We start from the raw sequence: 24958 nt of genomic DNA on the forward strand, positions 1-24958 counted from the left end.
AGTAGGGCCAGAGGATACTCAGCCATATGGCCAGAAAAAGGCCAATAAAACCAACCCGCTGGATGCGGATTCCAAAACTGGTACAATGCGGTTTGTCAATGTGGCGCTATGGGATCGCCCTGCGACTTGATCGACTTCAACGCCTTGGCGCGATATAAACATTTTAAAAACTGCCAAGAAGACGGGAACAGTGCCCCAGACAAAAGTCTGTCCGGCGATAGAGTGCAAACGATCGGCTGGCGTCCCGCCGGCCCGCACAGGGAGCATGACATGAGATCAGCATCAGGACTTTCCGCAGTGTTGGCCGGCATCGCGATGGTTGCCACCGCCTCCGTCGCCAAGGCCGAGGAAATCACCGTCGCCTACTTCCTGGAATGGCCGATGCCGTTTCAGTACGCCAAGGCCAAGGGCCTTTATGACGAAGCGCTCGGGATGAAAGTGAACTGGAAATCCTTCGACGCGGGCACGGCCATGTCCGCCGCCATGGCATCGGGCGACATCCAGATCTCCGTGAGCCAGGGCGTTCCGCCCTTCGTGGTCGCCACCTCCGCCGGCCAGGACCTGCAGGTCGCCGACATCGCCGTGGTCTACAACGACAACGACAATTGCGTGGTCAAGACGGAGCTGGAAATCACCAAGGACAACGCCAAGGAGCTCGAGGGCAAGAAGGTGGGCGTGCCGATCGGCACCGCCGCCCATTACGGCTTCCTCAGGCAGATGGAGCATTTCGGCGTCGATGTCTCGACCATGGAAGTCGTCGACATGGCGCCGCCGGACGGCGCGGCAGCCTTCGCCCAGGGCAGCCTCGACATGTTCTGTGGCTGGGGTGGCTCCCTGCGCCGCGCAAAGGAACACGGCAATGTGCTGCTGACCGGTGCCGAGAAGGACGAAATCGGCATCTCCGTCTATGACGTGACCTCGGTCCCGGCCTCTTTCGCCGCCGAGAATTCGGAAGTCCTGGCGAAGTTCCTCAAGGTGACCGCCGACATGAACGCCAAGTGGCTCACCGATTCGGCGGAAATGCTGCCGGTGATCGCCAAGGACGCCGGCATGAGCGAGGAAGACGCGGCCGACACGCTCAAGGGCTTCCAGTTCCCCACCATCGAGGCGCAGCTGTCGGACAAGTGGCTCGGCAAGGCGACGCCGGACTTCCTCAAGGCCGTCGGCGACTTCTTCAAGGAACAGGGCAACATCCCCGAATCGCGCGACACCTATGAGGGCGCGGTCAATACCGGCCCGCTCCAGGCCGCCTCGCAGATGTAGGCTCGAATGCCGTTCGACCGCCGGCCGGCCATCAATGCCGGCCGACGGTCCGCCACCCACATCTCCCCGTGATTGGAGCACCGATGGGCAACCTGGTGATCGATGACCTTTCCATGCGCTTCGACCTTCCCAATGGCGGATCGGTGCAGGCGCTCAAGAATGTGTCGCTGCAACTGGCCAAGGGCGAACTTCTGTCCGTGCTCGGACCCTCGGGGTGCGGCAAGACCACCCTTCTCAACATCGTCGCGGGCTTTCTCGCCCCCACCGGGGGCAAGGTCACCTTGAACGGCGAGACCGTGACCGGCCCCGGGCCCGAGCGCGGCATGGTGTTCCAGCAGGGCGCGCTGTTCGAATGGATGAACGTGCGCCGCAACATTTCCTTCGGACCGGACATGGCCGGGCGCCCCGCCGCCGAAACCAAGCCCGTCGTCGACACTCTCCTGCGCACCGTCGGCCTGCAGGATTTCGGCGAGAAGATGATCTACGAATTGTCGGGCGGCATGCAGCAACGCGTGGCGCTCGCCCGCTGCCTCGCCAACGATCCCGACGTGATCCTGATGGACGAGCCGCTCGGCGCGCTCGATGCGCTGACCCGCGAGAAGATGCAGGGCCTGGTGCTCCGGCTCTGGAAGGAAACCGGCAAGACCATCATCCTGATCACGCATTCGGTCGAGGAAGCGCTGCTTCTGGGCGAACGCCTGGTGGTGATGGCGCCGCGTCCGGGCCGCATTCACAAGGAATACCGCCTGCCCTTTGCCGAAATGGGCGTCGGCCGCGACCTCCGGTCGGTCAAGAAGGAGCCCGAATTCGCCCAGCGCCGCGAGGAAATCCTCGGCATGATCTGGGACATGGAAGAGGAAATCATGGGCCGCCAGGAGGAACAGGCATGATCGTGCTGCTGATCTATCTGGCCTGTTTCGCGGCGGCCTTCGCCCTCTACCGGCTCTGGGAGCGCAAGCGGCATCACATCCATGATTTCGCGAGCCTAAAGACCGTCACCTTCGGCGACGAGAGCGCGGTCTCGCCCAACCGCTTCGCCTCGGTGATTTCGATCATCGTGCTGTTCGCGATCTGGGGCGCCTTCACCGGGTCGGTGATCACGCCGCTGCATGTCCCCGGCCCCTTCGTCGGCGACACCAGCTTCACCTATACCGCCCGCAACGCCGCCGGCGAGACCGATGACGCGACGGTGCGGATGCGGGTCTACCGGATCGGCGAGGAGGTCGAGCTGCCGGAGGTCTCCTCCGAGCCGCAGGGGTTTGCCGTCGACGACGCGCTCAAGATCGGCGCCTGGCGCTCGGCGCTCAGCCGCCCCAACGACAACGACATCGGCGGCAACGAGGACGGCTATGCCATCACCGCCATCGACGGACAACCGATCGCCCCGGGCGGCAGCGTGCGGTTCGCCCATGGCGAGGTGACGATGACCTCGAAGGGCAGCCTGTCGATCAAGCCCGACAAGGGCTGGCAGATGGAGCCGATCTGGCTGCCCGCGCCCGAAGCGGTGGTCGATCGCCTGGTCGAGATTGCCTCCGAAGGCTACAAGAACGTCTCGCTGTGGGAGCATCTGGGCTATTCGCTCGGCCGCGTGGTCGCCGGCTTCGTGATCGGCTCGATCATCGGCATCCCGCTCGGCTATGCCATGGGCCTGTCGAACTGGTTCCGCGGCTGGTTCGATCCGATCGTCGAATTCATGCGGCCGGTCCCGCCGCTGGCGCTGATCCCGCTGATCATCATCTGGTTCGGCATCGGCGAACAGGGCAAGGTGATCCTGCTGTTCCTCGCCGCGCTCTGGATCATGACGATTTCCGCGCGCGCCGGCGTGTCGGGCGTGCGCATTTCCAAGGTGCACGCGGCCTATTCGCTGGGCGCGTCCAAATGGCAGATCCTGTGGCACGTGATCGTCCCCAATTCGCTGCCGGAGATCTTCACCGGGGCCCGGGTGGCGATGGGCGTGTGCTGGGGCACGGTGGTCGCCGCCGAGCTGGTGGCCGCCGACCGCGGCGCCGGCATGATGATCGTCAACGCCTCGAAGTTTCAGCTCACCGACATCGTCATCCTCGGCATCATCCTGATCGGCATCATCGGCTACGGCATCGATATCCTGATGCGGCTTGCGGAACGATGGCTGGTGCCCTGGAAGGGCCGCGGCTGAGGGAGCCGCGCCGGACGCGAAAAGGCCGCCGCCCAGGGTCCGGGCGGCGGCCTTTGATGGTCAGTCCTTGAGCGCGGGGGCGCCCGGGGCGTCAGATATCGAGATTGGCCACCGACAGCGCATTGTCCTGGATGAATTCGCGCCGCGGCTCGACCTCGTCGCCCATCAGGCGCGAGAACAGGCTGTCGGCATCGACCGCATCGTTGACGCGCACCTGCAGCAGCGAGCGAACCGACGGATCGAGCGTGGTTTCCCACAATTGCTCGGCGTTCATTTCGCCAAGGCCCTTGTAGCGCTGCAGCGTGAGACCCTTGCGGCCCACGGCGAACACGGCCTTGAGCAGCTCGCGCGGCCCGGAAATGCGGGTTCCGCCTTCCTTGCGGCGCAGCACCGGCGGTTCGGTGTAGACGTCGCGCAGCTTGGCCTTCATCTGGTCGATCATCCGCGCATCCTGGCTGCCGATCAGCCCGGCATCGATATGCACCGATTCCTTCACGCCGCGCACGGTGCGCTCGAACCGGAACCCGCCATTGTCCGTGGGCGTGCCGGTCCAGCCGCGCTCGGACTCTTCGGCGATCATGTCGAGCCGGCGGGCGACTTCGGCGGCCATGGCGGTGGCAGCGGCGGGATCGTTGATCCGTTCGGGATCGAGCGCGCCGGCGATCGCGGCCTGTTCGACGACTTCGTGGTCGTAGCGCGAATGCAGGCCCTCGAGCAGGGTGCGCACCCGGAGCGCATCGTTGATCGTCTCCCGCAGGTCGATGCCGGTGCGCACTTCGCCGGTCGACAGCTCCAGCGCCGCTTCCTCGAGGCCGCTGGTGATCAGGTAATCCTCCATCGCCTTTTCGTCCTTGAGGTACTGGCTGGATTTGCCGCGCGTCACCTTGTAGAGCGGCGGCTGGGCGATATAGAGGTGCCCGCGCTCGATCAGCTGCGGCATCTGCCGGAAGAAGAAGGTCAGCAGCAGGGTGCGGATATGGGCGCCGTCGACATCGGCGTCCGTCATGATGATGATCTTGTGATAGCGGAGCTTGTCGGCGTTGAACTCGTCCTTGCCGATGCCGGTGCCGAGCGCGGTGATCAGCGTGCCGATTTCCTGGCTCGAGAGCATCTTGTCAAAGCGCGCCCGCTCGACGTTGAGGATCTTGCCTCGAAGCGGCAGGATCGCCTGGTTCTCGCGCGAGCGGCCCTGCTTGGCCGAGCCGCCAGCCGAATCACCCTCCACCAGGAACAGTTCGGACTTGGCCGGATCCCTCTCGGAACAGTCGGCGAGCTTGCCGGGCAGCGAGGAAATGTCGAGCGCGCCCTTGCGCCGGGTCAGTTCGCGCGCCCTGCGCGCGGCTTCGCGGGCCGCCGCCGCCTCGATCACCTTGCCGACAAGCGTCTTGGCTTCGGCCGGGTGTTCTTCAAGCCAGGCGCTGAGCGTGGAATTGACGAGGTTCTCCACCACCGGGCGGACTTCCGACGAGACCAGCTTGTCCTTGGTCTGCGAGGAGAATTTCGGATCTGGCACCTTCACCGACAGCACCGCGGTCAGGCCCTCGCGGCAATCGTCGCCGGTGAGCGAGACCTTTTCCTTCTTGGTCATGCCCGAGGAGTCCGCATAGGCCACCACCTGGCGCGTCAGCGCCGCGCGGAAGCCGGCCATGTGAGTGCCGCCGTCGCGCTGCGGAATGTTGTTGGTGAAGCACAGCACGTTCTCGTGGTAGCTGTCGTTCCACCACATCGCCAATTCGACGGTGATGCCGTCCTTTTCGCCCAGCAGCGTCACCGGATCGGCGACCAGCGGCTTCTTCGACCGGTCGAGATAGCGGACGAAGGCCTCGAGCCCGCCGTCGTAATAGAGCTCCAGCTCCTTGGGGTCGGAATGGCGCTTGTCGGCGAGCAGGATCCGCACGCCGGAATTGAGGAAGGCCAGTTCCCTCAGCCGGTGCTCGAGCGTGCCATAGTCGAAATCGACCATGGTGAAGGTCTCGCTGCTCGGCATGAAGGTGACTTCGGTCCCGGTTTCCTCGCCGCAGTCGCCGAGCACCTTGAGCGGCGCATCGGCCACCCCGTGGGTGAAGCGGATCTCGTGGATCTTGCCCTTGCGCCGGATCACCAGCTTGAGCCAGACCGACAGCGCATTGACCACCGAGACGCCCACGCCGTGCAGGCCGCCCGAGACCTTGTAGGAATTCTGGTCGAACTTGCCGCCGGCATGCAGCTGCGTCATGATCACTTCGGCCGCCGAAATGCCTTCGCCCTGGTGAATGTCGGTCGGAATCCCGCGGCCATTGTCCGTCACCGTCACCGATCCGTCGGCATTGAGCGTCACGGTCACGCGGTCGGCATAGCCGGCCAGCGCCTCGTCGATGGCGTTGTCGACCACCTCGTAGACCATGTGATGCAGGCCCGAGCCGTCGTCGGTGTCGCCGATATACATGCCGGGCCGCTTGCGTACGGCATCCAGGCCCTTGAGAACCTTGATCGATTCGGCGCCGTATTCGGCCGCCACGGTCGGGTTTGTCTCGGGCGTTTCGGTCATCAAGCAGGTCTTTCGATGCAGAGCGGCAAAGCCGGGCAGAAAAGGCAGGAGAATGCGGCAGCGAATCACCGCCACGACGAGTCTCCAGTATAGGCGGGCGGGTGGTGAAAACCAAATCCGCGCCGCCATGGAATTGTGGGTTTCGGAATACATATATGGGATAGGCACGCCGCAATCCAAAGGCCCCGGCCGATCGGCCCGAAACAGGTCCTGCGCGGCCTGAACCGCAGAGGAAGAGAGAATGCCCCTCGTCACCCAACCGTTCGTGCCCCCGGCGCCGGTGCCGCGCACCCGGCCGCCCTCGCGGCTCGAGATCATCCGCACCGTCATGCGCAATCCGCTCGAACTGTGGGGCGAGCCGTCCTTCCGGCTGGAGTGGATGAAGACCAAGTTCTTCACCGAGCGCACGCTGATCGCCAATCATCCCGGACTTGTGCGCCATGTGCTGGTCGACAATGCCAGAAACTACCGCATGGCGACGATCCGCCAGCTGATCCTGCGGCCGATCCTGCGCGACGGGCTGCTGACCGCCGAGGGCGAGACCTGGAAGCGGTCGCGCAAGGCGATGGCGCCGGTGTTCACGCCGCGCCATGCGCAAGGCTTCGCCGTGCAGATGCTCGAGCAGTCGCGTGCCTTCACCGCGCGTTACGATGCGGCCGCCCAGAGCGGCCGGATCCGCGACATTGCCGTCGACATGACGGAACTCACCTTCGACATTCTCTCGGCCACGCTGTTCTCCGGCCAGGTGGCCGGCACCGAGGAAGATTTCGCCGGCGACATCGAGCGGCTGCTGTCGACCATGGGACGGGTCGATCCGATGGATCTGCTCAAGGCGCCGGCCTGGGTGCCGCGCTTCCGGCGGATCCTGGGCCAGAACGTGCTTGAGAAGTTCCGCGGCATCGTCAAGCAGACCATGGAAGACCGGCAGCGGCTGATGGCCAGGGATCCGGAGGCCGCGCCCGAGGATTTCCTGACCCTGCTGATCCGTCTTCACGGCCCCGACGGGCTGACCATCGACGAGATCGAGGACAACATCATCACCTTCATCGGCGCCGGCCACGAGACCACGGCGCGCGCGCTCGGCTGGACGCTCTATTGTCTCGCCAATTCGCCATCGGACCGCGACCGCGTCGAGGCCGAGATCGACGAGGTGCTGGCCTCCGAGCCCGATCCGGTCAAATGGCTCGACAAGATGCCTTGGACGCGCGCCGCCTTCGAGGAGGCGATGCGGCTCTATCCGCCGGCGCCGTCGATCAACCGTGCCGCGATCGAGGACGACCGCTGGGACAACGGCAAGGGCGAGACCGTGGTGATCGAGGCCGGCACCACGGTGCTGGTGATGCCCTGGACGCTGCATCGCCACACCAAGTTCTGGGACCGGCCCGAAGCCTTCATGCCGCAGCGCTTCCTGCCCGAAAACCGCGGCAGCATCGATCGCTTCCAGTACCTGCCCTTCGGCGTGGGTCCGCGCATCTGCATCGGCGCCACCTTTGCGCTGCAGGAAGCGGTGATTGCGCTCGGGGTGCTGCTGTCGCGCTTCCGGTTCGACTGCGTGCCCGGAACACGGCCCTGGCCGGTGCAGAAACTCACCACCCAGCCCGAGGGCGGACTGCCGATGCGCGTGACCCTGAGGTAACGGCAGGACGGACGCGCGCCAGGCCCCTGCTCCGCCTCGCCTGCCGGCCGGCGGCAGTGGCGCCGTCGGCAAATCCGTCATATGACGCATCGAGTATGCGGGTTTGCCCCGCCATCCCACGGGACCGTGCACATGACATCAGCTCTCTATCTCGGCATCGACACCGGCGGCACCTATACCGATGCCGTGCTCTACAGCGAAACCGAAGGCGTGCTCGCCTCGGCCAAGGCGCTGACCACCCGCCACGACCTGGCGGTGGGCGTGTCGGGTGCGGTCGAGGCAGTGCTCGCGGAGATCGGCGGGGCCACCGCGCGCATCCGCCTCGTCTCGCTGTCGACGACGCTCGCCACCAATGCGCTGGTCGAGGGGCAGGGCGGGCGCGCCGGGCTGGTGATGATCGGGTTTGCGCCCGACGATCTCAAGCGCGACGGTCTCGCCGAGGCGCTCGGCGGCGACCCGGTGATCTTCTTGACGGGTGGCCACGATGTCCACGGCCGCGAAACGCCGCTCGACCTCGCACCGCTTCAGGCCCGGCTCGACACGCTCTCGAAGGAAGTCTCCGCGGTGGCGATCGCTGGCTATTTCGCCGTCCGCAATCCGGCCCACGAAGTCGCGGTGCGCGCGCTGATCCGGGAACGGACCACACTGCCGGTTACCTGCAGCCACGACCTGTCGTCCCGGCTCGGCGGCCCGCGCCGGGCGCTGACGACCCTGCTCAACGCCAGGCTGATTTCCATGGTGGCGCGCCTGATCGACGCCACCGGCGGCTATCTCGCCAAGCGCGGCATCAAGGCGCCGCTGATGGTGGTGCGCGGTGACGGTGCGCTGATCTCGGCGGACGAGGCGCTGCTGCGGCCGATCGAGACCATCCTGTCGGGGCCGGCGGCAAGCCTGGTCGGCGCGCGCCACCTCACCGGGCTTGCCGATGCGGTGGTCTCCGACATCGGCGGGACGACCACCGACATCGCGGTGCTCGACGGCGGCCGGCCGCGGCTCGATGCCGAGGGGGCCACGGTCGGGCGCTACCGCACCATGGTCGAGGCCGTGGCGATGCACACATTCGGGCTCGGGGGCGATTCCGAAGTGCGGCTGGAGGAAGGCGGGCTCGACACCGGGCTCACGCTCGGCCCGCGCCGGCTGATGCCGCTGAGCCTTGCCGCGCATCTGTGGCCCGATGCGGTGGTGCCGGTGCTCGAACGGCAGCTGCGGGCGCCGTTTCCGGGCCGTCACGACGGCCGCCTCGCGCTGCGTACCGGACTGCCCGATGCCATGGCCGCGGGCCTGGCGCCGCAGGAGGCTGCGCTTTACGCAAAGCTTGCCGCCGAGCCCGAGCCGCTCGACCGGCTGCTTGCGAGCACGGCCCAGCGCGCCACGCTCGACCGGCTGGTCGGCCGCGGCCTGGTGCTGATCTCGGGCTTCACCCCGTCCGACGCCATGCATGTGCTCGGCCGCCAGGACCAGTGGAACCGGGAGGCTGCCAGGCTCGGCGCGGAGATCTTCGCGCGCCGCAAGAGCGGAGCGGGCCGCGCGATCGCAGAAACGCCCGAACAGCTGGCCGAGCTGGTCTCGGCGCGGCTCACGCGGCAAAGCGCCGAGGCGATCCTGACCGCGCTGATGGCGGAAGAGAACATTTCCGGCATCGATGCCGCCCAGTCCGAATTCATCGACCGCGCCTTGCGCAAGGCGTCGGGGTTCGTGCGCTTCGGCGTCGGGCTCGACCGGCCGCTGGTGGCGCTCGGCGCCTCCGCCCCGGTGCATTATCCGGCGATTGCCGCCATGCTTGATGTCGAGAGCTACGTGCCGGTGCATGCCGGGGTCGCCAATGCGGTGGGCGCCGTGGTGGGCCAGGTGCGCGAGAGCGTGACCGTGTTCGTCACCGAGCCCGAGGATGGCCGCTACGCCGTCAATGGCGGCGGCGAAAGCCTGATGCTCAGGGACCGCGAACAGGCCTTTGCGCGTGCCCGCGAGATCGCGCTTGCAGAGGCGAGCGCGGCTGCGCTGCGCAGCGGCGCCGAAAGCCCGGCGCTGGAACTGACGGAACATGTCGACATGCCGGTGATCGAGGGGCTCGAAAAGCTGATCGAAGCCCGGTTCGTGGCCTCCGCCTCCGGGCGCCCGCGCATTGCCACCGGCTGATTTGTTCCCCTGTGGAATAAATCATTTGCATCTTCGATAAATTGACAGGCAATGGCCGGGACGTCAGGTTCGGCGCATTCAACGCCCGACGCCCTCCGCCCGGAACCTTTCGGGATGGGGCGGGTTCGCCGTGTGGCGGGACCGGGTCCTATGCCCGGGCAATGGCTTGCGGGCATCTGCCCGAACCAGAGAAATGCCGGAAACAGGAGACTGGCTGTGACGACAATCGAAAAGAATGGCCTCCGGATCAGCGCCGACCTGCATGCCTTCCTGGTGGAGGAAGCGCTGCCGGGAACCGGCGTCGAGGCGGACGGGTTCTTTGCAGCCCTTGCTGCGGCCGTCGAGGATCTCGCGCCGCGCAACCGCGCGCTGCTGGCCAAGCGCGAGGATCTTCAGGCGCGCATCGACGCCTGGCACCGCGACAACGGCGCGCCGCACGATCTCGGCGTCTACAAGGATTTCCTCAAATCCATCGGCTATCTTCTGCCGGAAGGCGGTCCGGTCAAGGTCTCGACCGAGAATGTCGATCCCGAGATCGCCACCGTCGCCGGCCCACAGCTGGTGGTGCCGGTGATGAATGCGCGTTTCGCGCTCAACGCCGCCAATGCCCGCTGGGGCTCGCTCTATGACGCGCTCTACGGCACCGACGCACTCGGCGACCTGCCTGAAGCCGGCGGTTACGATCCGGAGCGCGGCGCCCGCGTGATCGCCTGGGCCAAATCCTTCCTCGATGACAGCTTTCCGCTGGCGGACGGCAGCTGGGCCGAGGTCACCGGCTTCGATTTCGACAACGGCGAACTCAAGCTGAAGACGGCAGGCGGTGCAACCGCCCTTGCCGATCCGGCGCAGTACACCGGCTTCAAGCGCGAGAACGAGACGGCCTACCGGCTCTATTTCGTCAAGAACGGCCTGCATGTGCTGGTCTTCGTCGACCCGGACAGCATGATCGGCAAGACCGACCCTGCCGGCATCGGCGACATCGCGCTCGAATCCGCCCTGACCACGATCATGGATTGCGAGGATTCGATCGCGGCCGTCGATGCGGCCGACAAGACCGTGGTCTACCGCAACTGGCTCGGCCTGATGAAGGGCGATCTCGAGGAAGAGGTCGAGAAGAACGGCAAGCGCTTCACCCGCAAGCTCAAGGGCGATCTCGAGCTGACGACGCCCGAGGGCAAGGCCGCCACGCTCAAGGGCCGTTCGCTGATGCTGGTACGCAATGTCGGCCACCTGATGACCAATCCGGCGATCCTCGACAGCGAAGGCAACGAGATTCCGGAAGGCCTGATGGACGCCTTCGTCACCGCGCTGATCGCGTTGCACGACATCGGGCCGGACGGTCGCCGGGCCAACTCGGCCACCGGATCGATGTATGTGGTCAAGCCGAAGATGCATGGCCCCGAGGAAGTGGCCTTCGCGGTCGAGATCTTCTCCCGGGTGGAAGATGCGCTGGGGATGAAGCGCAACACCATCAAGATGGGCATCATGGACGAGGAGCGGCGCACCACCGTCAATCTCAAGGAGTGCATTCGTGCCGCCAGCGAGCGCGTGGTGTTCATCAACACCGGCTTCCTCGACCGCACCGGCGACGAGATCCACACCTCGATGGAAGCCGGACCGATGATCCGCAAGGGCGACATGAAACAGGCCGCCTGGATCTCCGCCTACGAGAACTGGAATGTCGATGTCGGGCTCGAATGCGGCCTGACAGGCCACGCCCAGATCGGCAAGGGCATGTGGGCCATGCCCGATCTGATGGCGGCGATGCTCGAACAGAAGATCGGTCATCCCAAGGCGGGCGCCAACTGTGCCTGGGTGCCCTCGCCGACGGCCGCGACGCTGCACGCCACCCATTACCACAAGGTCGATGTGGCGGAGGTGCAGGCCACGCTCAGGAACCGCACCCGCGCCAGCCTCGATGACATCCTCTCGGTGCCGGTCGCGAAAAACCCCAACTGGACGGCCGACGAGATCCAGCGCGAGATCGACAACAACGCGCAAGGGATCCTCGGCTATGTCGTCCGCTGGGTCGACCAGGGCGTGGGCTGCTCCAAGGTGCCCGACATCAACGATGTCGCGCTGATGGAGGATCGCGCCACGCTCCGCATCTCCTCCCAGCATATGGCCAACTGGCTGCATCATGGCGTCATCACCGAGGATCAGGTGATCGAGACCATGAAGCGCATGGCCAAGGTGGTCGACGGGCAGAATGCCGGCGATCCGGCCTATCGCCCGATGGCGCCCGATTTCGAGCATTCGGTGGCGTTCCAGGCCGCGGTTGACCTCGTACTCAAGGGTCGCGAGCAGCCGAGTGGCTACACCGAGCCGGTACTGCACCGTCGCCGCCTCGAACTCAAGGCCGCGATGTCGCGCGGAACTTCCGGCGCCTGAGCCTGAAGAGCGCTTCATGGCGCAATGAAAAACCCGCCCGGAGCGCTCCGGGCGGGTTTTTGGTGTCTGCGGCGTGCCTTGGTTGCGGCGCGCCCGGTGCTACTGCTTGACGACGACGCGGGCGCCCTTGCCGGGACGGACGCGCTCGTAAAGGTCGATGATGTCCTGGTTCATCAGCCGGATGCAGCCCGAGGAAGCCGCGGTGCCGATCGACTGCCATTCCGGCGTGCCGTGCAGGCGGAACAGCGTGTCTTCGCCCTTGTCGTTGAACAGGTAGAGCGCGCGGGCGCCGAGCGGGTTGGTCAGGCCGGGCTTCATGCCGTCCTGGCCGTATTTGGCGAGCTCGGGCTTGCGGTCGATCATTTCCTTGGGCGGCGTCCAGGTCGGCCACTGCTGCTTCCAGGCGATATAGGCTTCGCCTTCCCAGGCAAAGCCGGCCTTGCCCACGCCGATGCCGTAGCGCACGGCCTTGCGACCGGGCAGCACGAAATAGAGGAACCGGTTGGGGGTGTCGACGATGATGGTGCCGGGCTTTTCGCTGGTGCTGTAGTTGACGATCTGGCGGTGGAACCGCTTGTCGACCTTGCTGATCGGCACCGCGGGAACCGAATAGCCCGCATCCTTGATCGTGCCGTACTCGGACGTGAAAATCTGGTTGGTGGAGCTCGAAGCTCCTTCCTCCGAACTCGGAGAGCAGCCGGCGAGCGCGAGCGCTGCAACCAGACCTGCGATGGTAAGCGTAAGGCGAGACGTCATGGTGGGATCATCCGAGAAAAAAGGTTGGCGCGGGGTATGATTCGCGCGCAACATCGCCCGCGTTATTTTAAACAATTGATAACTAAGCAACGGGTGGCGTGCAAAAAACGCGCGCCTGTTGCCTGCAATCTCCGGCGTCATTGCTTTTCTGCAACAAAACGCCGGTCCGGCGTTGCCGCGGCGCCCGAATCGGGGTTCCCTGAGCCCATGCCCATCGTCTCTCCCCACCTGGACAATCCGTTGATCGACGGCCGCCAGTCGGTCCGCGCGATGATGGTTCGCCGCGGCGTGCAAAGGCTGTTTTCCGACCTGCGGCTGTCGGTGGTGCCCGAACTCACGCTCGCCTCCGGCCGGCGCGCCGATCTGGTGGCGCTCGCCGAAAACGGCGAGATCTGGATCGTGGAAATCAAGACCTCGATCGAGGATTACCGGACCGACCTGAAATGGCCTGACTACCGCAGGCACTGCGACCGGCTGCTGTTCGCCACCCATGCCGGCGTTCCGATGGAAATCTTCCCGCCCGACTGCGGCCTGATCCTCGCCGACGACTGGGCCGGGCATCTGGTGCGTGAGGCGCCGGAACACAGGCTCGCGCCCGCCACGCGCAAGGCCATGCTGGTGCGCTTCGCGCGCGCCGCGGCCGACCGCCTGCTGCAGGCGGAACTGCTCGCCGGGCAGGTCTGATGTTCGGAGCGGCGGCGCGTCGCCTCAGCGCGGCGCGCGCTTGGCGAGAATCCGCTGCAGGGTGCGCCGGTGCATGTTGAGCTGTCGCGCGGTCTCGGAAACATTGCGTTCGCACATTTCGTAGACCCGCTGGATGTGCTCCCAGCGAACCCGGTCCGCCGACATCGGGTTTTCCGGCACTTCCGCCTTCTCGCCCGGCTTGCGGGTGAGCGCCGCGTAGACCTCGTCGGCATCGGCCGGCTTGGCCAGGTAATCGATCGCTCCGAGCTTCACCGCGGTCACGGCGGTGGCGATGTTGCCGTATCCGGTCAGCACGATGACATTGGTGTCGTCGCGGCGTTCGCGGATGGCCTCGATCACGTCGAGCCCGTTGCCGTCCTGCAGCCGCATGTCGACCACGGCATATTTCGGCGGGTTGCGCTTGGCCTTGGCGAGCCCCTCGGCCACGCTTTCGGCGCTCTCGACCGAAAAACCGCGGGTTTCCATGGCGCGGGCAAGCCTGCGCAGGAACGGGCCGTCGTCGTCCACGAGCAGAAGCGAGGTGTCCGGCCCGAGGGGGTGATTGTCCGTGGCATCGGCAATGGTATCGGTCATTGAATTCACCTTAAATCCGCGCGCGCTAGAGGAAGTCTATCTCCAATTCGAAGCGCATTGCAATTTATCCGGCCCCGGCGGGATAGCCTTCCAGCTTGCCCGAGCCGAACAGATCCATTTTTTCCCGTGGCCAGCTGATCTGGACCACGGCTCCGCTTTGCGGCTGCGACTTGTTGGAAAACCGCAGCTGCGCGCCCGACCGTTCGAGCAAAGTCTTGGCGATGAACAGGCCGAGGCCAAGTCCGCCCCCCTTCTTCCGGTCGACCCGGTTGCGCCGGTGCATGAACGGCACCCCGATCCGGGCGAGCACGTCCGGCGCAAATCCCGGCCCGTCGTCCTCGATCACGATTTCGACCCTCTCGCGGCCATGGGTGACCGTCACGGTGACATGGTCACGAGCGAAATCTACAGCATTTTCGACCAGATTGCCGAGCCCAAACAGAATACCGGGGTTGCGTCTGCCGACCGGCTCGCGCATTTCGGTGTTCCCATGGACCACGTCGATGGCGATTCCGAACTCCCGGTGAGGCGCGATCACTTCCTCGATCAGCGAATCGAGCGGCAAGCGCACCATATGCGCCTCGTCGTCGGAATTGAGCGTCGACAGCCGGCGCAGGATGTCGCGGCAGCGTTCGCTCTGGCTGCGCAGCAGCATCAGGTCGTCGGTGAAACGGGGGTCCCCGCCAAGCGTCTTTTCCATCTCCTTGGCGACCAGCTGGATGGTGGCGAGCGGCGTTCCCAGTTCGTGCGCCGCCGCCGCCGCCAACCCGTCGAGCGCGGAGAGATGCTGCTCGCGCTGCAGCACCAGCTCGGTCGCCGCCAGTGCATCGGCCAGCTGGTTGGCTTCGGCGGAGACCTGGTAGGCATAGAACGCGGCGAAGGCGGTGGTCGAGACGATCGAGATCCAGGCGCCGACGATCAGCAGGTAGGGCACCTCGAAGCTCGAGCCTGGATACCAGGGAAGCGGCAGCGAGTGAAAGGCGAGAAAGGTGACGACCACGCCCGAAAGCGCGCCGAGCACCAGCGTGTGGCGCACCGGCTGGGACGCCGCGGAAATGATCACGGGCACGCAGGCGAGCACCGAGAACGGATTGGCGAGCCCTCCGGTCATGTACAGAAGCCCGGCCAGCTGCGCCACGTCGAAGGACAGCACCACCGTCGCGCTCAGCGGCGGCAACCGGTGCGCCGCCGGGAACCGGAGCGCCATGTAGATGTTCAGGAAGGCCGAGCAGGCGATCAGCGCAAAGCAGGCGAGCTCGGGAAACTCGAAATTGTAGACATGGGCGATCACCAGGACGGTGACGCTCTGGCCCAGCACCGCCAGCCACCTGAGCCGGGTCAGGGTCTGCAGTCGCAAACGGTATCGGGTGGAGCTATCGTCAAGATAGGTGGGAAAGTCAGTCATGTTCCTTGCCTACTCCATCAGGGCAATGCTCGACAATCCGTTTTGACAGATTCATCTGTCAGTATTGCGTGACTTTGCGCGCCGGGTGGGGTCGGCTGCCGCCGGATCTTCGGGCCAGGGGTGGCGCGGATAGCGCCCGCGCATCTCCGCGCGCACATCGGCCCAGGAGCCGCGCCAGAAACCGGGCAGGTCGCGCGTCGTCTGGATCGGCCGCTGCGCCGGCGACAGAAGCTCGAGCGTGAGCGGCAGCCGTCCGCCGGCGATCGCCGGATGGCGGGTCTCGCCGAACAGTTCCTGCACGCGGATTGCCACCACCGGGGTTTCCGCATCATAACGGATCGGCAGCCGCGATCCGGTGGGCGCCTCGTAATGGGTCGGCGCGAGCCGGTCGATCTCGCCCCGCGCACCCGCGCCGCACAGCGACAGAAGCCACTGGTTGAGGCCGTCCCGGTCGATCTCGCGAAGCGAGACGATCCCCGGCTGATAGGGCGCAAACCAGCTCTCGAGCGTGGCGAGAAGCGCGCTCTCCGACACATCCGGCCAGGGCGCGCCGATGCTCCGGTGCAGGAAGCCGATCCGGTCGATGAGCTGCTGTCCCGCAGGCGAGAATGGCAGCGCCTTCAGCCCGGCCTTGCGGATCGCCGCGCACAGCACGACCATCGCCTCTGCCGCGCCGGGCCGGGGCAGCGGCGTTTCGGCAAGCACGATTGCGCCAAGCCGGCGGATGCGGCGCGCCCGCACCGAACCCGAGGGCGCATCGAAGACGCATTCATCAGCCTGGACCGCGTGGTCGGCGAGCACCTCCTCCAGTGCGCCGCCGGCAAGTTCGGCTGCGGCAAGCACCCGCGCGGCCTGCGCCCGGCCGCTCAGATCGGCGATCACCAGATATTCGGCGCCGGCCAGCCGGTCGGTCTCGTCGATCACCGCGCCACGGCCATTGGCGAGCACGAACCGGCCCCTGCCGCCCCTTTGCCGGGCGATCCGGTCTGGAAACGCGTGCGCGAGCAGGGCGGCGGGCACCGCCGTTTCCGCTCTCGTCTCGCGCCGCTCGCCGCCGGCAATCCGTCCGGCAAGCGCGCGGGCGGCCCTGGCGCGCTCGGAGCGGTCGGCGCGGAACCGCGACAGCCGGGTTTCGAGATCCGCATCCTGCCCGCCGAGCCCCTGCTCGGTCAGAAGCACCGCCAGTTCCGCGGCGGCAAGCCCGTGCCCGTCTTCTGCGCCCGCGACCACCATCGAGGCAAGCCGCGGCGGCAGCGCCAGCGCGCGCATGCGTTGGCCCCGCGCGGTCAGGCCGCCATCCGCATCGGTTGCACCGAGTTGGTGCAGCAGGCTCCGTGCCTCATCAAGCGCGGGCGCAGGGGGAGGGTCGATGAACCTGAGCCGCGACGGATCGCTCACGCCCCAGGCGAGGCAGTCGAGCATCAGCCCGGAAAGGTCGCTGGCGAGAATCGAGGGCGTGGCGAAGGCCGGCAGGGCCTTGGTCTGTTCGGCGCGCCACAGCCGGACGGCGATGCCGGGCGCGGTGCGGCCCGCGCGGCCGGCGCGCTGGTCGGCCGAGGCTTGCGCGGCGCGGATGGTTTCGAGCCGGGTGATGCCGGTTGAGGGCTCGTAGACCGGCTGGCGCACCAGCCCGCTGTCGATGACGATCCGCACGCCGTCGATGGTGATCGAGCTCTCGGCCACCGGCGTCGCCAACACCACCTTGCGCCGGCCCACGTGTGCGGGGCGGATGGCGGCATCCTGCTCGGCCGAGGTGAGCCCGCCATAAAGCGGCTGGATGTCGGTGCTCGGTCCGAGCCGCCCCTCGAGCCGTGCCGCAACCTGCCGGATCTCGCCCTGGCCGGGCAGGAAGGCGAGGATCGAGCCGGTTTCGCACGCATGCAGGTTCTCGATCGCGGCCGCCATGGCGCTGTCGATCCGCTCCGAGGGCGCGCGGTCGAGATGGCGCAGCTCGACCGGATGGCTCCGGCCCTGGCTTTCGATCACCGGGCAATCGTCGAGCAGGGCCGCCACCCTTTCTGTGTCGAGCGTCGCCGACATCACCAGGAGGCGCAGTTCCTCGCGCAGGCCCGACTGGATGTCGAGCGCCAGCGCCAGTCCGAAATCGGCGTCGAGCGCACGTTCGTGAAACTCGTCGAAGATCACGCAGCCGATGCCCTCGAGATCGGGCGAGGCGATCGCCATGCGCGTGAACACGCCCTCCGTCACCACCTCGATCCGGGTCCGCGCGGACACCCTGGTGTCGAGCCGCATGCGGTAGCCGACGGTCTCGCCCACCTCCTCGCCGAGCATCGCCGCCATCCGCCGCGCCGCCGCCCGCGCGGCCAGCCGGCGCGGTTCGACAAGGATGATCTTGCCCTCGAACCACGGCTCCTCGATCAGGGTGAGCGGCACCAGCGTGGTCTTGCCCGCACCGGGCGGTGCGGCGAGCACCGCACAAGGATTGGCGCGCAGGGCGGCATGAAGCGCGGGGAGCGCTTCGAACACCGGCAGATCGGCATGGCGCGCGGCGATCCCGCTCATGGCTGGCCGACCCTGTGCACCGCTCCGCCGGCGGCGCGGGCGTCGTCTTCGTCATGGGTGACGAGCACCACCGGCAGTCCGGCGCGGCGCGCCCGGTCGAACACCATCTGCCGGGTCTGTTCGCGCAGATGCGCATCGAGCTTGGAGAAGGGTTCGTCGAGCAACAACAGCCGCGGCCGCGAGGCGAGCACGCGCTGCAGCGCCACCCGCGCCTTCTGTCCGCCCGACAGCGTGTCGGGATCGCGGTCGCCGAACTCCGCCAGATCCACATCCGCGAGCGCTTCGAGCGCCAGCGCCCGCCGCTGCCCGCGGCCGCGGATATCCTCGGGCAGGGCGATGGCGATATTGTCGGCGACGCTGAGATGCGGAAACAGGAGCGGATCCTGGAACAGGAGGCCTGCGCGGCGCTTCTCGGCCGGAAGCGCGGTGATCTCGACGCCATCGACGACCACGCTTCCGCTTGCGGAAAAGACCGGATCGAGAAACCCGCCCAGACAGGCGAGCAGGGTGGATTTGCCCGAACCGGAAGGCCCCATCACCGTCAGCGTCTCGCCACGGCCGATGCGGGCGTTGAGCGCCACCAGCTCGCGCGCCCCAAGACGGATCTGCACGCCGTCGAGCACCAGTCCCTGATTGTCGGTCACGCCGTCCATGTCACACCCGCAAGCCCCGCCGGTTGCGGAATAGCAATCCGGGCACTGCGGTTGCAATGGCAAAGGCGAAGAACGGCAGGATCGCCTGCAGGAAGGCATAGACGCCGATCACGCGGCGGTTGCCGCCCGCCGCCAGTGCCACGGCCTCGGTGGTCACGGTCGTGAGCCGCCCCGCGCCGATCAGCACGGTCGGCAGATACTGGCCGACCGAGACCGAAAACCCGACCGCCGCCGCCGTCAGGATCGCGCGTGTCAGCATCGGCAGCCGGATCGCGATGAGCGCCCGGGTCCGGCTCATGCCGAGGCCTGCGGCGATCAGGTCATGGCGGCGGTCATGCGCCCGCCACGGATCGCTCAGCGACAAAAACACGTAAGGCAGCACGAAGACGAGATGCGTGAGCACCAGCGCGGCGAAGCTCGCGTGCAGCCCGAGCCGGATCGACAGCACCTGCAGGCCGAACATGAACGAGATCTGCGGCACGATCAGCGGCAGATAGATCAGAAGCAGCGCCCCCCGGCCGCTGCCGCGCCCGGTCTCGTATTCGCGTTCGAGGCACAGGATGGTCAGCACCAGCGCGATCGCCGTCGACAGCCCGGCCACCGCGAGCGTGGTGGCAAGCGGTGCTGCCAGGCGCGGCAAGGCCTGCATCCAGCTGCGCAGGCTGACGGCGGAGGGCAGCGCATCGGGAAACTGCCACAGGCCCGAGACCGACCACAGCGCCAGCACCGCAAGCCCGCCGAACACCACCGCGACCGAGGCCAGCATGACCGCACGGGAGGCAAGCCGCACCGGCCAGTCGCGCCTGAGCCGCAGGCCCCTGTCGCGGGTGAGCCGCACAAGCCAGCCGCCGATCCGCTCCAGCCCGACCCAGGCGACGAGCGCCGCCGCGGTGACGGCGAGCTGCAGCAGCGCGCCGGCGGAGGCGAGGAACCGCGCGGTGAGATCCGGGTCGTTCATCCAGTCGATCAGCCGCACCGGCAGCGTCGGCGGCAGATGCGGGCCGAGGATCAGCGCCACATCGACCACCGAGGTGGCATAGGCCACCACCGCGAACACTGCGAGGCGTATCTGCCGGTAGAGCGGCGGCCACAGCAGGAAGGCGAAAGTCGCCATTCGCCCGTAGCCGAGCGAGCGGCCAAGCTGCATGGTCTCGGCATGCCGGGTTTGCGGGAGTGCTGCGAGCGTGACCAGGAACAGGAACGGGATTTCCTTGACGATCAGGCCCGCCATCATCGTCAGCGCCATCGGATCGTTGACGATCAGCAGGTCGGGCGGCCGCTCGAGGCCGGTCAACCAGGGCGAGACCAGCCGCATCAGCAGGCCCGAGGGCGCGATCAGGAAGGCGAGCCCGAAGGCCGCCGCCGCATGCGGCACCGACAGAAGTGGCGAGATCATCCGCCGCATCCGCGCGAACCCGGTGGTCCCGAGATCGCTGGCGACGAAGCCGGCCACTGCGCCGAGCGCGACAAGCGTGGTCACAAGGCCGATCACCACCGACAGCCACGCCGAGCGCCAGATGCCGGGCACCGCAGCCAGTTCGGCGAAAGGCGCGATGGTCAGATGATTGCCACCCAGATCCGGCAGAAAGCCGAAGGCCGGCAAGGCGGTGCCGGCGAGACCGAACGTGAGCGGGCCGAGCAGGATCAGAAGCGTCAGCGGCGGCGCCAGCCGCGCCACGGGAACCCCGCCGGCCATGTCATAGCTTTCCGGTGCGCGGGGCCACGATCCTCAGTTGGCCGCCCCGTAGCGCTTGAGCCATTCGCCCTCGATATGCTCCATCCAGTCGGGATGCGGCTCGTCGAGCGCGGGACCGAGCTCGTCGGGTTTCAGCGTGGCGACGCCGAGATCGAGCGCCTCGAACGCGGCGCGATCGGCCGCATCGAGCTTGTCCATCGCCAGCACCGTCGGGTCGCCCCAGACAGCGGGGTCCTGCTTGCGCAGCTGCGCTTCCGGCGAAATCAGGAAATTGGCAAGCACCAGCGCGCCGGCCTTGTGGGCGGCGTTGTAGGGGATCGCCACGAAATGGGTGTTGCCGAGCGTGCCGTCGGTATAGGTGAAGGAGCGCACGGTATCGGGCAGTTCGCCCGCGGCGATGCCGGCCGAGGCTTCGGACGGGTTGAAGGCGAAAATGATGTCGAGCTCGCCGTCGGCGAGCTTCTGCTTCATGTCGGGATAGTTCTGCGGATAGGCCTTGCCGCTGCGCCACAGATTCGGGTGCAGCTCGTCGAGATAGGCAAACAGCGGCGCCACGTCGGCCTCGAAGCTCGCTTCGTTAACCGGCTTCAAGAGCTTTGCCGGATCGTCGATGGTCTCGATCAGCACCTGCTTGAGAAAGGACGAGCCGATGAAATCGGGCGGCTGCGGGTAGGAGAAGCGGCCGGGATTTTCCTTGGCCCAGGCGAGCAGTTCCGCCGAGGAATGCGGCACCGTGTCCGCGGGCGTGCGGGCGGAATCGTAGAAGAACACCATCTTGGCCCCGCCCCAGGGGCTTTCGAGCCCGTCGGTCGGAATGGTGAAGTCGGTCAGGATCGTCGGCTTGTTCTCGTGGTCGACATAGGCCCAGTTCGGCAAGCTTGTCGTCCAGTCCGGCGCCATCAACAGCTCCTGGCGCTTCATCGAGGCGAAATTCTCGCCATTGATCCAGATGAGATCGATCGACCCGCCCGCGTCGCGGCCGGCCGCCTTTTCGGCGAGCACCGTCGCCACCGCATTGGCGGTGTCGTCGAGCTTGACGTGAACCACCTCGACACCGAAGCGCTCTTTGAGCATCCGCCCGGCCCAGTCGATATAGCTGTTGATGTTCTCCGACCCGCCCCAGGCGTTGAAATAGACCGTCTGCCCCTTGGCCTCATCGAGCACCGCATCCCAGTTTTTCGGATCGGGATCGGCGGCGCGGGAGACCGTCGCGAAGGAAAGCGCCACAGTCAGGGCGCCGGCAAAAACACCGGCGAGCGGCAGGATGGGCTTGGGCATGACAGTCCTCCTCGAGCGATAGAATGGCCACCAGACACCATGGGGCTCCCGGAGGCGTCAATTCAAGTGGCAGGTGGTGCGCGTCACAATTTGGTGATGTGGTCCGGGCGAAGCGGGACCACCCCCGCCATCAATGCGCCTCATCCCAGTTCTTGGCCGCACGTGCGTCGACTTTCAGCGGCACCGCCATGTCGAGCGCGGGAAGGGCTGCGTTTTCCATCACCTCGACGATCAGCGGAATCACTTTTTCAGCTTCCGCCTCCGGCGCTTCGAAGATCAGTTCGTCATGCACCTGCAGCAGCATGCGGGTGTGGCCGCCGGCCTTTTCGAGTGCCGGCTCCATGCGCACCATGGCGCGGCGGATGATGTCGGCGGCCGAGCCCTGGATCGGCGCATTGATCGCTGCGCGCTCGTTAAAGGCGCGCATCTGCGGGTTGGAGGAGCGGATTTCCGGGTAATGCGCGCGCCGGCCGAAAATGGTGGTCACATAGCCCTTGTCGCGGGCCTCGGCCTTGGTCGCCTCCATGTAGTCCTTGATGCCGGGGAAGCGCTCGAAATACTTGCGGATATAGTCGCCCGCTTCCGAGCGCTCGATGCCGAGCTGGTTGGCAAGCCCGAAGGCGGAGATGCCGTAGATGATGCCGAAATTGATCGCCTTCGCGCGGCGGCGCACCTCCGACGGCATGCCCTCGACCGGCACGCCGAACATTTCCGACGCGGTCATGGCGTGGATGTCGACGCCGTCGGCAAAGGCCTGGGTCAATTGCGGGATATGCGCCACATGGGCGAGCACGCGGAGCTCGATCTGGCTGTAGTCCGCCGAAATCAGCACATTGCCGGGCTCGGCGATGAAGGCGGTGCGGATCTTGCGGCCCTCGGCGGTGCGCACCGGAATGTTCTGGATGTTCGGATCCGACGAGGAGAGCCGCCCGGTGGTGGTCGCCGCCATCGCGAACGAGGTGTGCACGCGGTTGGTCTCGGGGTTGATGAAGCCCGGCAGCGCGTCGGTATAGGTGGATTTGAGCTTGGTCAGCTGCCGCCAGTCGACGATCCGGCGCGGCAGTTCGTGGCCCGCGGCTGCCAGGTCTTCGAGCACCTGCGCCGAGGTCGACCACTGCCCGGACTTGGTCTTCGAGCCCCCCGGCAGGCCCATTTTGCCGAACAGGATGTCGCCCAGCTGCTTGGGCGAGCCGACATTGAAGCTCTCGCCCGCCAGTTCCTGGATTTCGGCCTCGAGTGCCGCCGCACCTTGCGCGAGTTCGCCCGACAGGCGCGACAGGATCTGCCGGTCGACGCGGATGCCGCGCCGCTCCATGTGCATCAGCACCTTGGCAAGCGGCCGCTCCAGCCGTTCGTAGACCCGGGTGAGCCCGTCCGCGGCGAGCCGCGGCTTGAGCACATGCCACAGCCGCAGCGTCACGTCGGCGTCCTCGGCGGCATAGGCGGTGGCCTTGTCGATGGCGACTTCGGCGAAGGGGATGGCGGATTTGCCCGATCCCGCCACGTCCTTGTAGGTGATCGGCTTGTGCCCGAGCCAGCGTTCCGAGAGCGCGTCCATGCCGTGGCCGCCGACGCCCGCATCGAGCACGTAGGACAGAAGCATGGTGTCGTCGAAGCTTTCGATCGAGACGCCGTAACGCGCCAGCACCAGCATGTCGTATTTGAGGTTCTGCCCGATCTTGAGGACCGACGGATCCTCGAGCAGCCCCTTGAGTTCGTCGAGCGCGGCGCGCAGCGGCATCTGTCCCGGCTGGTCGCCGCCACCGCCCAGCAGATCGCCCACGCCGTTGGAATGGGCGAGCGGCGCATAGCAGGCGCGCACCGTGAGATCGCCCGCCTCGGGGGCCGAGAGCGGAATGGCGAGCGAGAAGCCCACCAGATCGGCCTGCATCGCGTCGAGCGAGGTGGTTTCGGTGTCGAAGGCGACGATGCCCCGCTCCCGCGCCATCGCGCACCAGCTCTTGAGCTCCTCGATGTCGCGCAGCGTCTCATAGGCGCTGGTGTCGATCTTTGCGCCGACGGCAGCCTCCGCGCGTCGCTTCGCCAGGGCCTGCGGCGTGTCGAATGATGGACTGTCGCCGGCGCCCGCGGCTTCGCCAGCCGATTTCGCCTGTCCCGGGTCGAGGTCCGGGCCGCGCATCTCTTCCCCCGCGTCGATGGCGACTTCCGCGGCATCGACCGCGCCGGCATCGGTGTCGGTGGCTTCCGCCACCCGCCGCGTGAGCGAGGTGAACTCCATGCCCTTGAGGAAGGCCACGAGCTTCGGCCCGTCCGGGGGATTGAGCACCAGCGCGTCGAGCGGTTCGGGCACCTCGACATCGTCCCTGAGCCGCACCAGCTCGCGGCTGATCCGGGCCTTGTCGGCATGTTCGATGATGTTTTCGCGGCGCTTGGTCTGCTTGATCTCGCCGGCGCGCGCGAGCAGCGTGTCGAGATCGCCGAACTCCTCGATCAGCTGCGCCGCGGTCTTCGGACCGATTCCGGGGATGCCCGGCACGTTGTCGACCGAATCACCCGTCAGCGCCTGCAGGTCGATCATCTTTTCGGGCGGCACGCCCCATTTCTCGATCACCTCCGGCACGCCGATCTGGCGGTCCTTCATGCTGTCATACATCGACACCTGGGGGCCTACGAGCTGCATCAGGTCCTTGTCTGACGAGATCACGGTGACGTCGCCGCCCGCCTCGCGCGCAAGCCGCGCATAGGTGGCGATCAGGTCGTCGGCCTCGAAGCCCTCCATCTCGATGCAGGGCAGGTCGAAGGCGCGCGTCGCCTCGCGGATAATCGCGAATTGCGGCACCAGGTCTTCCGGCGGCGCGGAGCGGTTGGCCTTGTATTCGGGGTACAGCTCGTTGCGGAAGGTTTTCGACGAATAGTCGAAGATCACCGCGAAATGCGTGGGCGTGACGCCCACGGAGGTGTCGCGCGCCGACACCATCAGCTTCCACAGCATGTTGCAGAAACCCGAAACCGCACCGACCGGCAGGCCGTCGGATTTGCGCGTGAGCGGGGGCAAGGCATGGTAGGCCCGGAAGATATAGCCGGACCCGTCGACGAGGAAGAGATGATCACCGTGTTTCATGCCGCTACGATTAGCGCGCCGGTGCGACAAGGTCCATCAGCATCGCCGCCGAAAGCGGGGAAAGCCGTCGCCGGCGTCCGATCGCCAGGACCCGGCCCAAGACCCGGCATCGGTTCACGGCTTCGTTACAAAACTGTAATGTCCGTGTCCTTGAAAAGCCACATTCACGAGGCCAAATC

At 66.7% G+C, this 24958-nt stretch carries 16 protein-coding genes; 7 read left to right on the forward strand and 9 right to left on the reverse strand.

The window, feature by feature from the left end:
* Positions 1–270 precede the first annotated feature (270 nt).
* The 3 genes from AWJ14_RS19545 (at position 271) to AWJ14_RS19555 (ending at position 3418) form a co-directional block, all read left to right on the forward strand.
* Positions 271–1263: a taurine ABC transporter substrate-binding protein gene (locus tag AWJ14_RS19545; RefSeq protein ID WP_066183368.1), complete on the forward strand. Its 993-nt coding sequence runs from the start codon at positions 271–273 to the stop codon at positions 1261–1263.
* An 83-nt stretch (positions 1264–1346) separates the two neighbouring features.
* Positions 1347–2153 (forward strand): taurine ABC transporter ATP-binding protein, encoded by an 807-nt coding sequence (locus tag AWJ14_RS19550; RefSeq protein WP_066183375.1) that lies wholly within the window; start codon positions 1347–1349, stop codon positions 2151–2153.
* Positions 2150–3418, forward strand: coding sequence for an ABC transporter permease (locus AWJ14_RS19555; protein WP_066183377.1), 1269 nt, complete (start codon positions 2150–2152; stop codon positions 3416–3418). The genes AWJ14_RS19550 and AWJ14_RS19555 overlap by 4 nt, the downstream gene beginning before the upstream one ends.
* A 91-nt stretch (positions 3419–3509) precedes the next feature.
* On the opposite strand, the gene gyrB is transcribed toward AWJ14_RS19555, so the two are convergent.
* Positions 3510–5945 (reverse strand): DNA topoisomerase (ATP-hydrolyzing) subunit B, encoded by a 2436-nt coding sequence (gene gyrB / locus AWJ14_RS19560; RefSeq protein ID WP_066183611.1) that lies wholly within the window; start codon positions 5943–5945, stop codon positions 3510–3512.
* A gap of 241 nt (positions 5946–6186) precedes the next feature.
* Between gyrB and AWJ14_RS19565 the strand changes: the two genes are divergently transcribed.
* The 3 genes from AWJ14_RS19565 to AWJ14_RS19575 all read left to right on the forward strand — a co-directional run bounded on the left by AWJ14_RS19565 (position 6187) and on the right by AWJ14_RS19575 (position 12108).
* Entirely contained in the window at positions 6187–7581 is a 1395-nt protein-coding gene (locus tag AWJ14_RS19565) for a cytochrome P450 (protein ID WP_066183380.1), read from the forward strand.
* A 132-nt stretch (positions 7582–7713) separates the two neighbouring features.
* Positions 7714–9717: a hydantoinase/oxoprolinase family protein gene (locus AWJ14_RS19570; protein WP_066183383.1), complete on the forward strand. Its 2004-nt coding sequence runs from the start codon at positions 7714–7716 to the stop codon at positions 9715–9717.
* Between the two features lie 216 nt (positions 9718–9933).
* Positions 9934–12108 (forward strand): malate synthase G, encoded by a 2175-nt coding sequence (locus tag AWJ14_RS19575; RefSeq protein ID WP_066183386.1) that lies wholly within the window; start codon positions 9934–9936, stop codon positions 12106–12108.
* Between the two features lie 99 nt (positions 12109–12207).
* On the opposite strand, the gene AWJ14_RS19580 is transcribed toward AWJ14_RS19575, so the two are convergent.
* A complete protein-coding gene (locus AWJ14_RS19580; protein WP_066183389.1) occupies positions 12208–12864 on the reverse strand; it encodes a L,D-transpeptidase in 657 nt (218 codons plus the stop codon).
* A 207-nt stretch (positions 12865–13071) separates the two neighbouring features.
* Here AWJ14_RS19580 and AWJ14_RS19585 point away from each other — a divergent pair, with 207 nt between their 5' ends.
* On the forward strand, positions 13072–13548 hold the full coding sequence (locus AWJ14_RS19585; RefSeq protein ID WP_066183391.1) for an MmcB family DNA repair protein: 477 nt from the start codon (positions 13072–13074) through the stop codon (positions 13546–13548).
* Between the two features lie 24 nt (positions 13549–13572).
* On the opposite strand, the gene AWJ14_RS19590 is transcribed toward AWJ14_RS19585, so the two are convergent.
* The 7 genes from AWJ14_RS19590 to polA form a co-directional block, all read right to left on the reverse strand.
* The gene (locus AWJ14_RS19590; RefSeq protein WP_066183392.1) at positions 13573–14142 is read right to left on the reverse strand and encodes an ActR/PrrA/RegA family redox response regulator transcription factor; all 570 of its coding nucleotides are present in this window, start codon (positions 14140–14142) and stop codon (positions 13573–13575) included.
* A 64-nt stretch (positions 14143–14206) separates the two neighbouring features.
* On the reverse strand, positions 14207–15547 hold the full coding sequence (locus AWJ14_RS19595; RefSeq protein ID WP_066183396.1) for an ActS/PrrB/RegB family redox-sensitive histidine kinase: 1341 nt from the start codon (positions 15545–15547) through the stop codon (positions 14207–14209).
* A 51-nt stretch (positions 15548–15598) separates the two neighbouring features.
* Complete coding sequence (hrpB, locus tag AWJ14_RS19600) at positions 15599–18070, reverse strand: ATP-dependent helicase HrpB (protein WP_066183401.1); 2472 nt, start codon at positions 18068–18070, stop codon at positions 15599–15601.
* Positions 18067–18723, reverse strand: a complete 657-nt coding sequence (locus AWJ14_RS19605; protein WP_066183404.1) for an ATP-binding cassette domain-containing protein — start codon at positions 18721–18723, stop codon at positions 18067–18069. The genes hrpB and AWJ14_RS19605 overlap by 4 nt, the downstream gene beginning before the upstream one ends.
* 1 nt (position 18724) lies before the next feature.
* A complete protein-coding gene (locus tag AWJ14_RS19610; RefSeq protein WP_066183406.1) occupies positions 18725–20419 on the reverse strand; it encodes an ABC transporter permease in 1695 nt (564 codons plus the stop codon).
* Between the two features lie 33 nt (positions 20420–20452).
* Positions 20453–21685, reverse strand: coding sequence for an ABC transporter substrate-binding protein (locus AWJ14_RS19615; RefSeq protein WP_425349662.1), 1233 nt, complete (start codon positions 21683–21685; stop codon positions 20453–20455).
* Positions 21686–21827: 142 nt separating this feature from the next.
* A complete protein-coding gene (gene polA / locus AWJ14_RS19620) occupies positions 21828–24779 on the reverse strand; it encodes a DNA polymerase I (RefSeq protein ID WP_066183410.1) in 2952 nt (983 codons plus the stop codon).
* Positions 24780–24958 lie beyond the last annotated feature (179 nt).

The organism is Parahoeflea olei (genome assembly GCF_001703635.1).
Lineage (GTDB): Bacteria > Pseudomonadota > Alphaproteobacteria > Rhizobiales > Rhizobiaceae > Hoeflea > Hoeflea olei.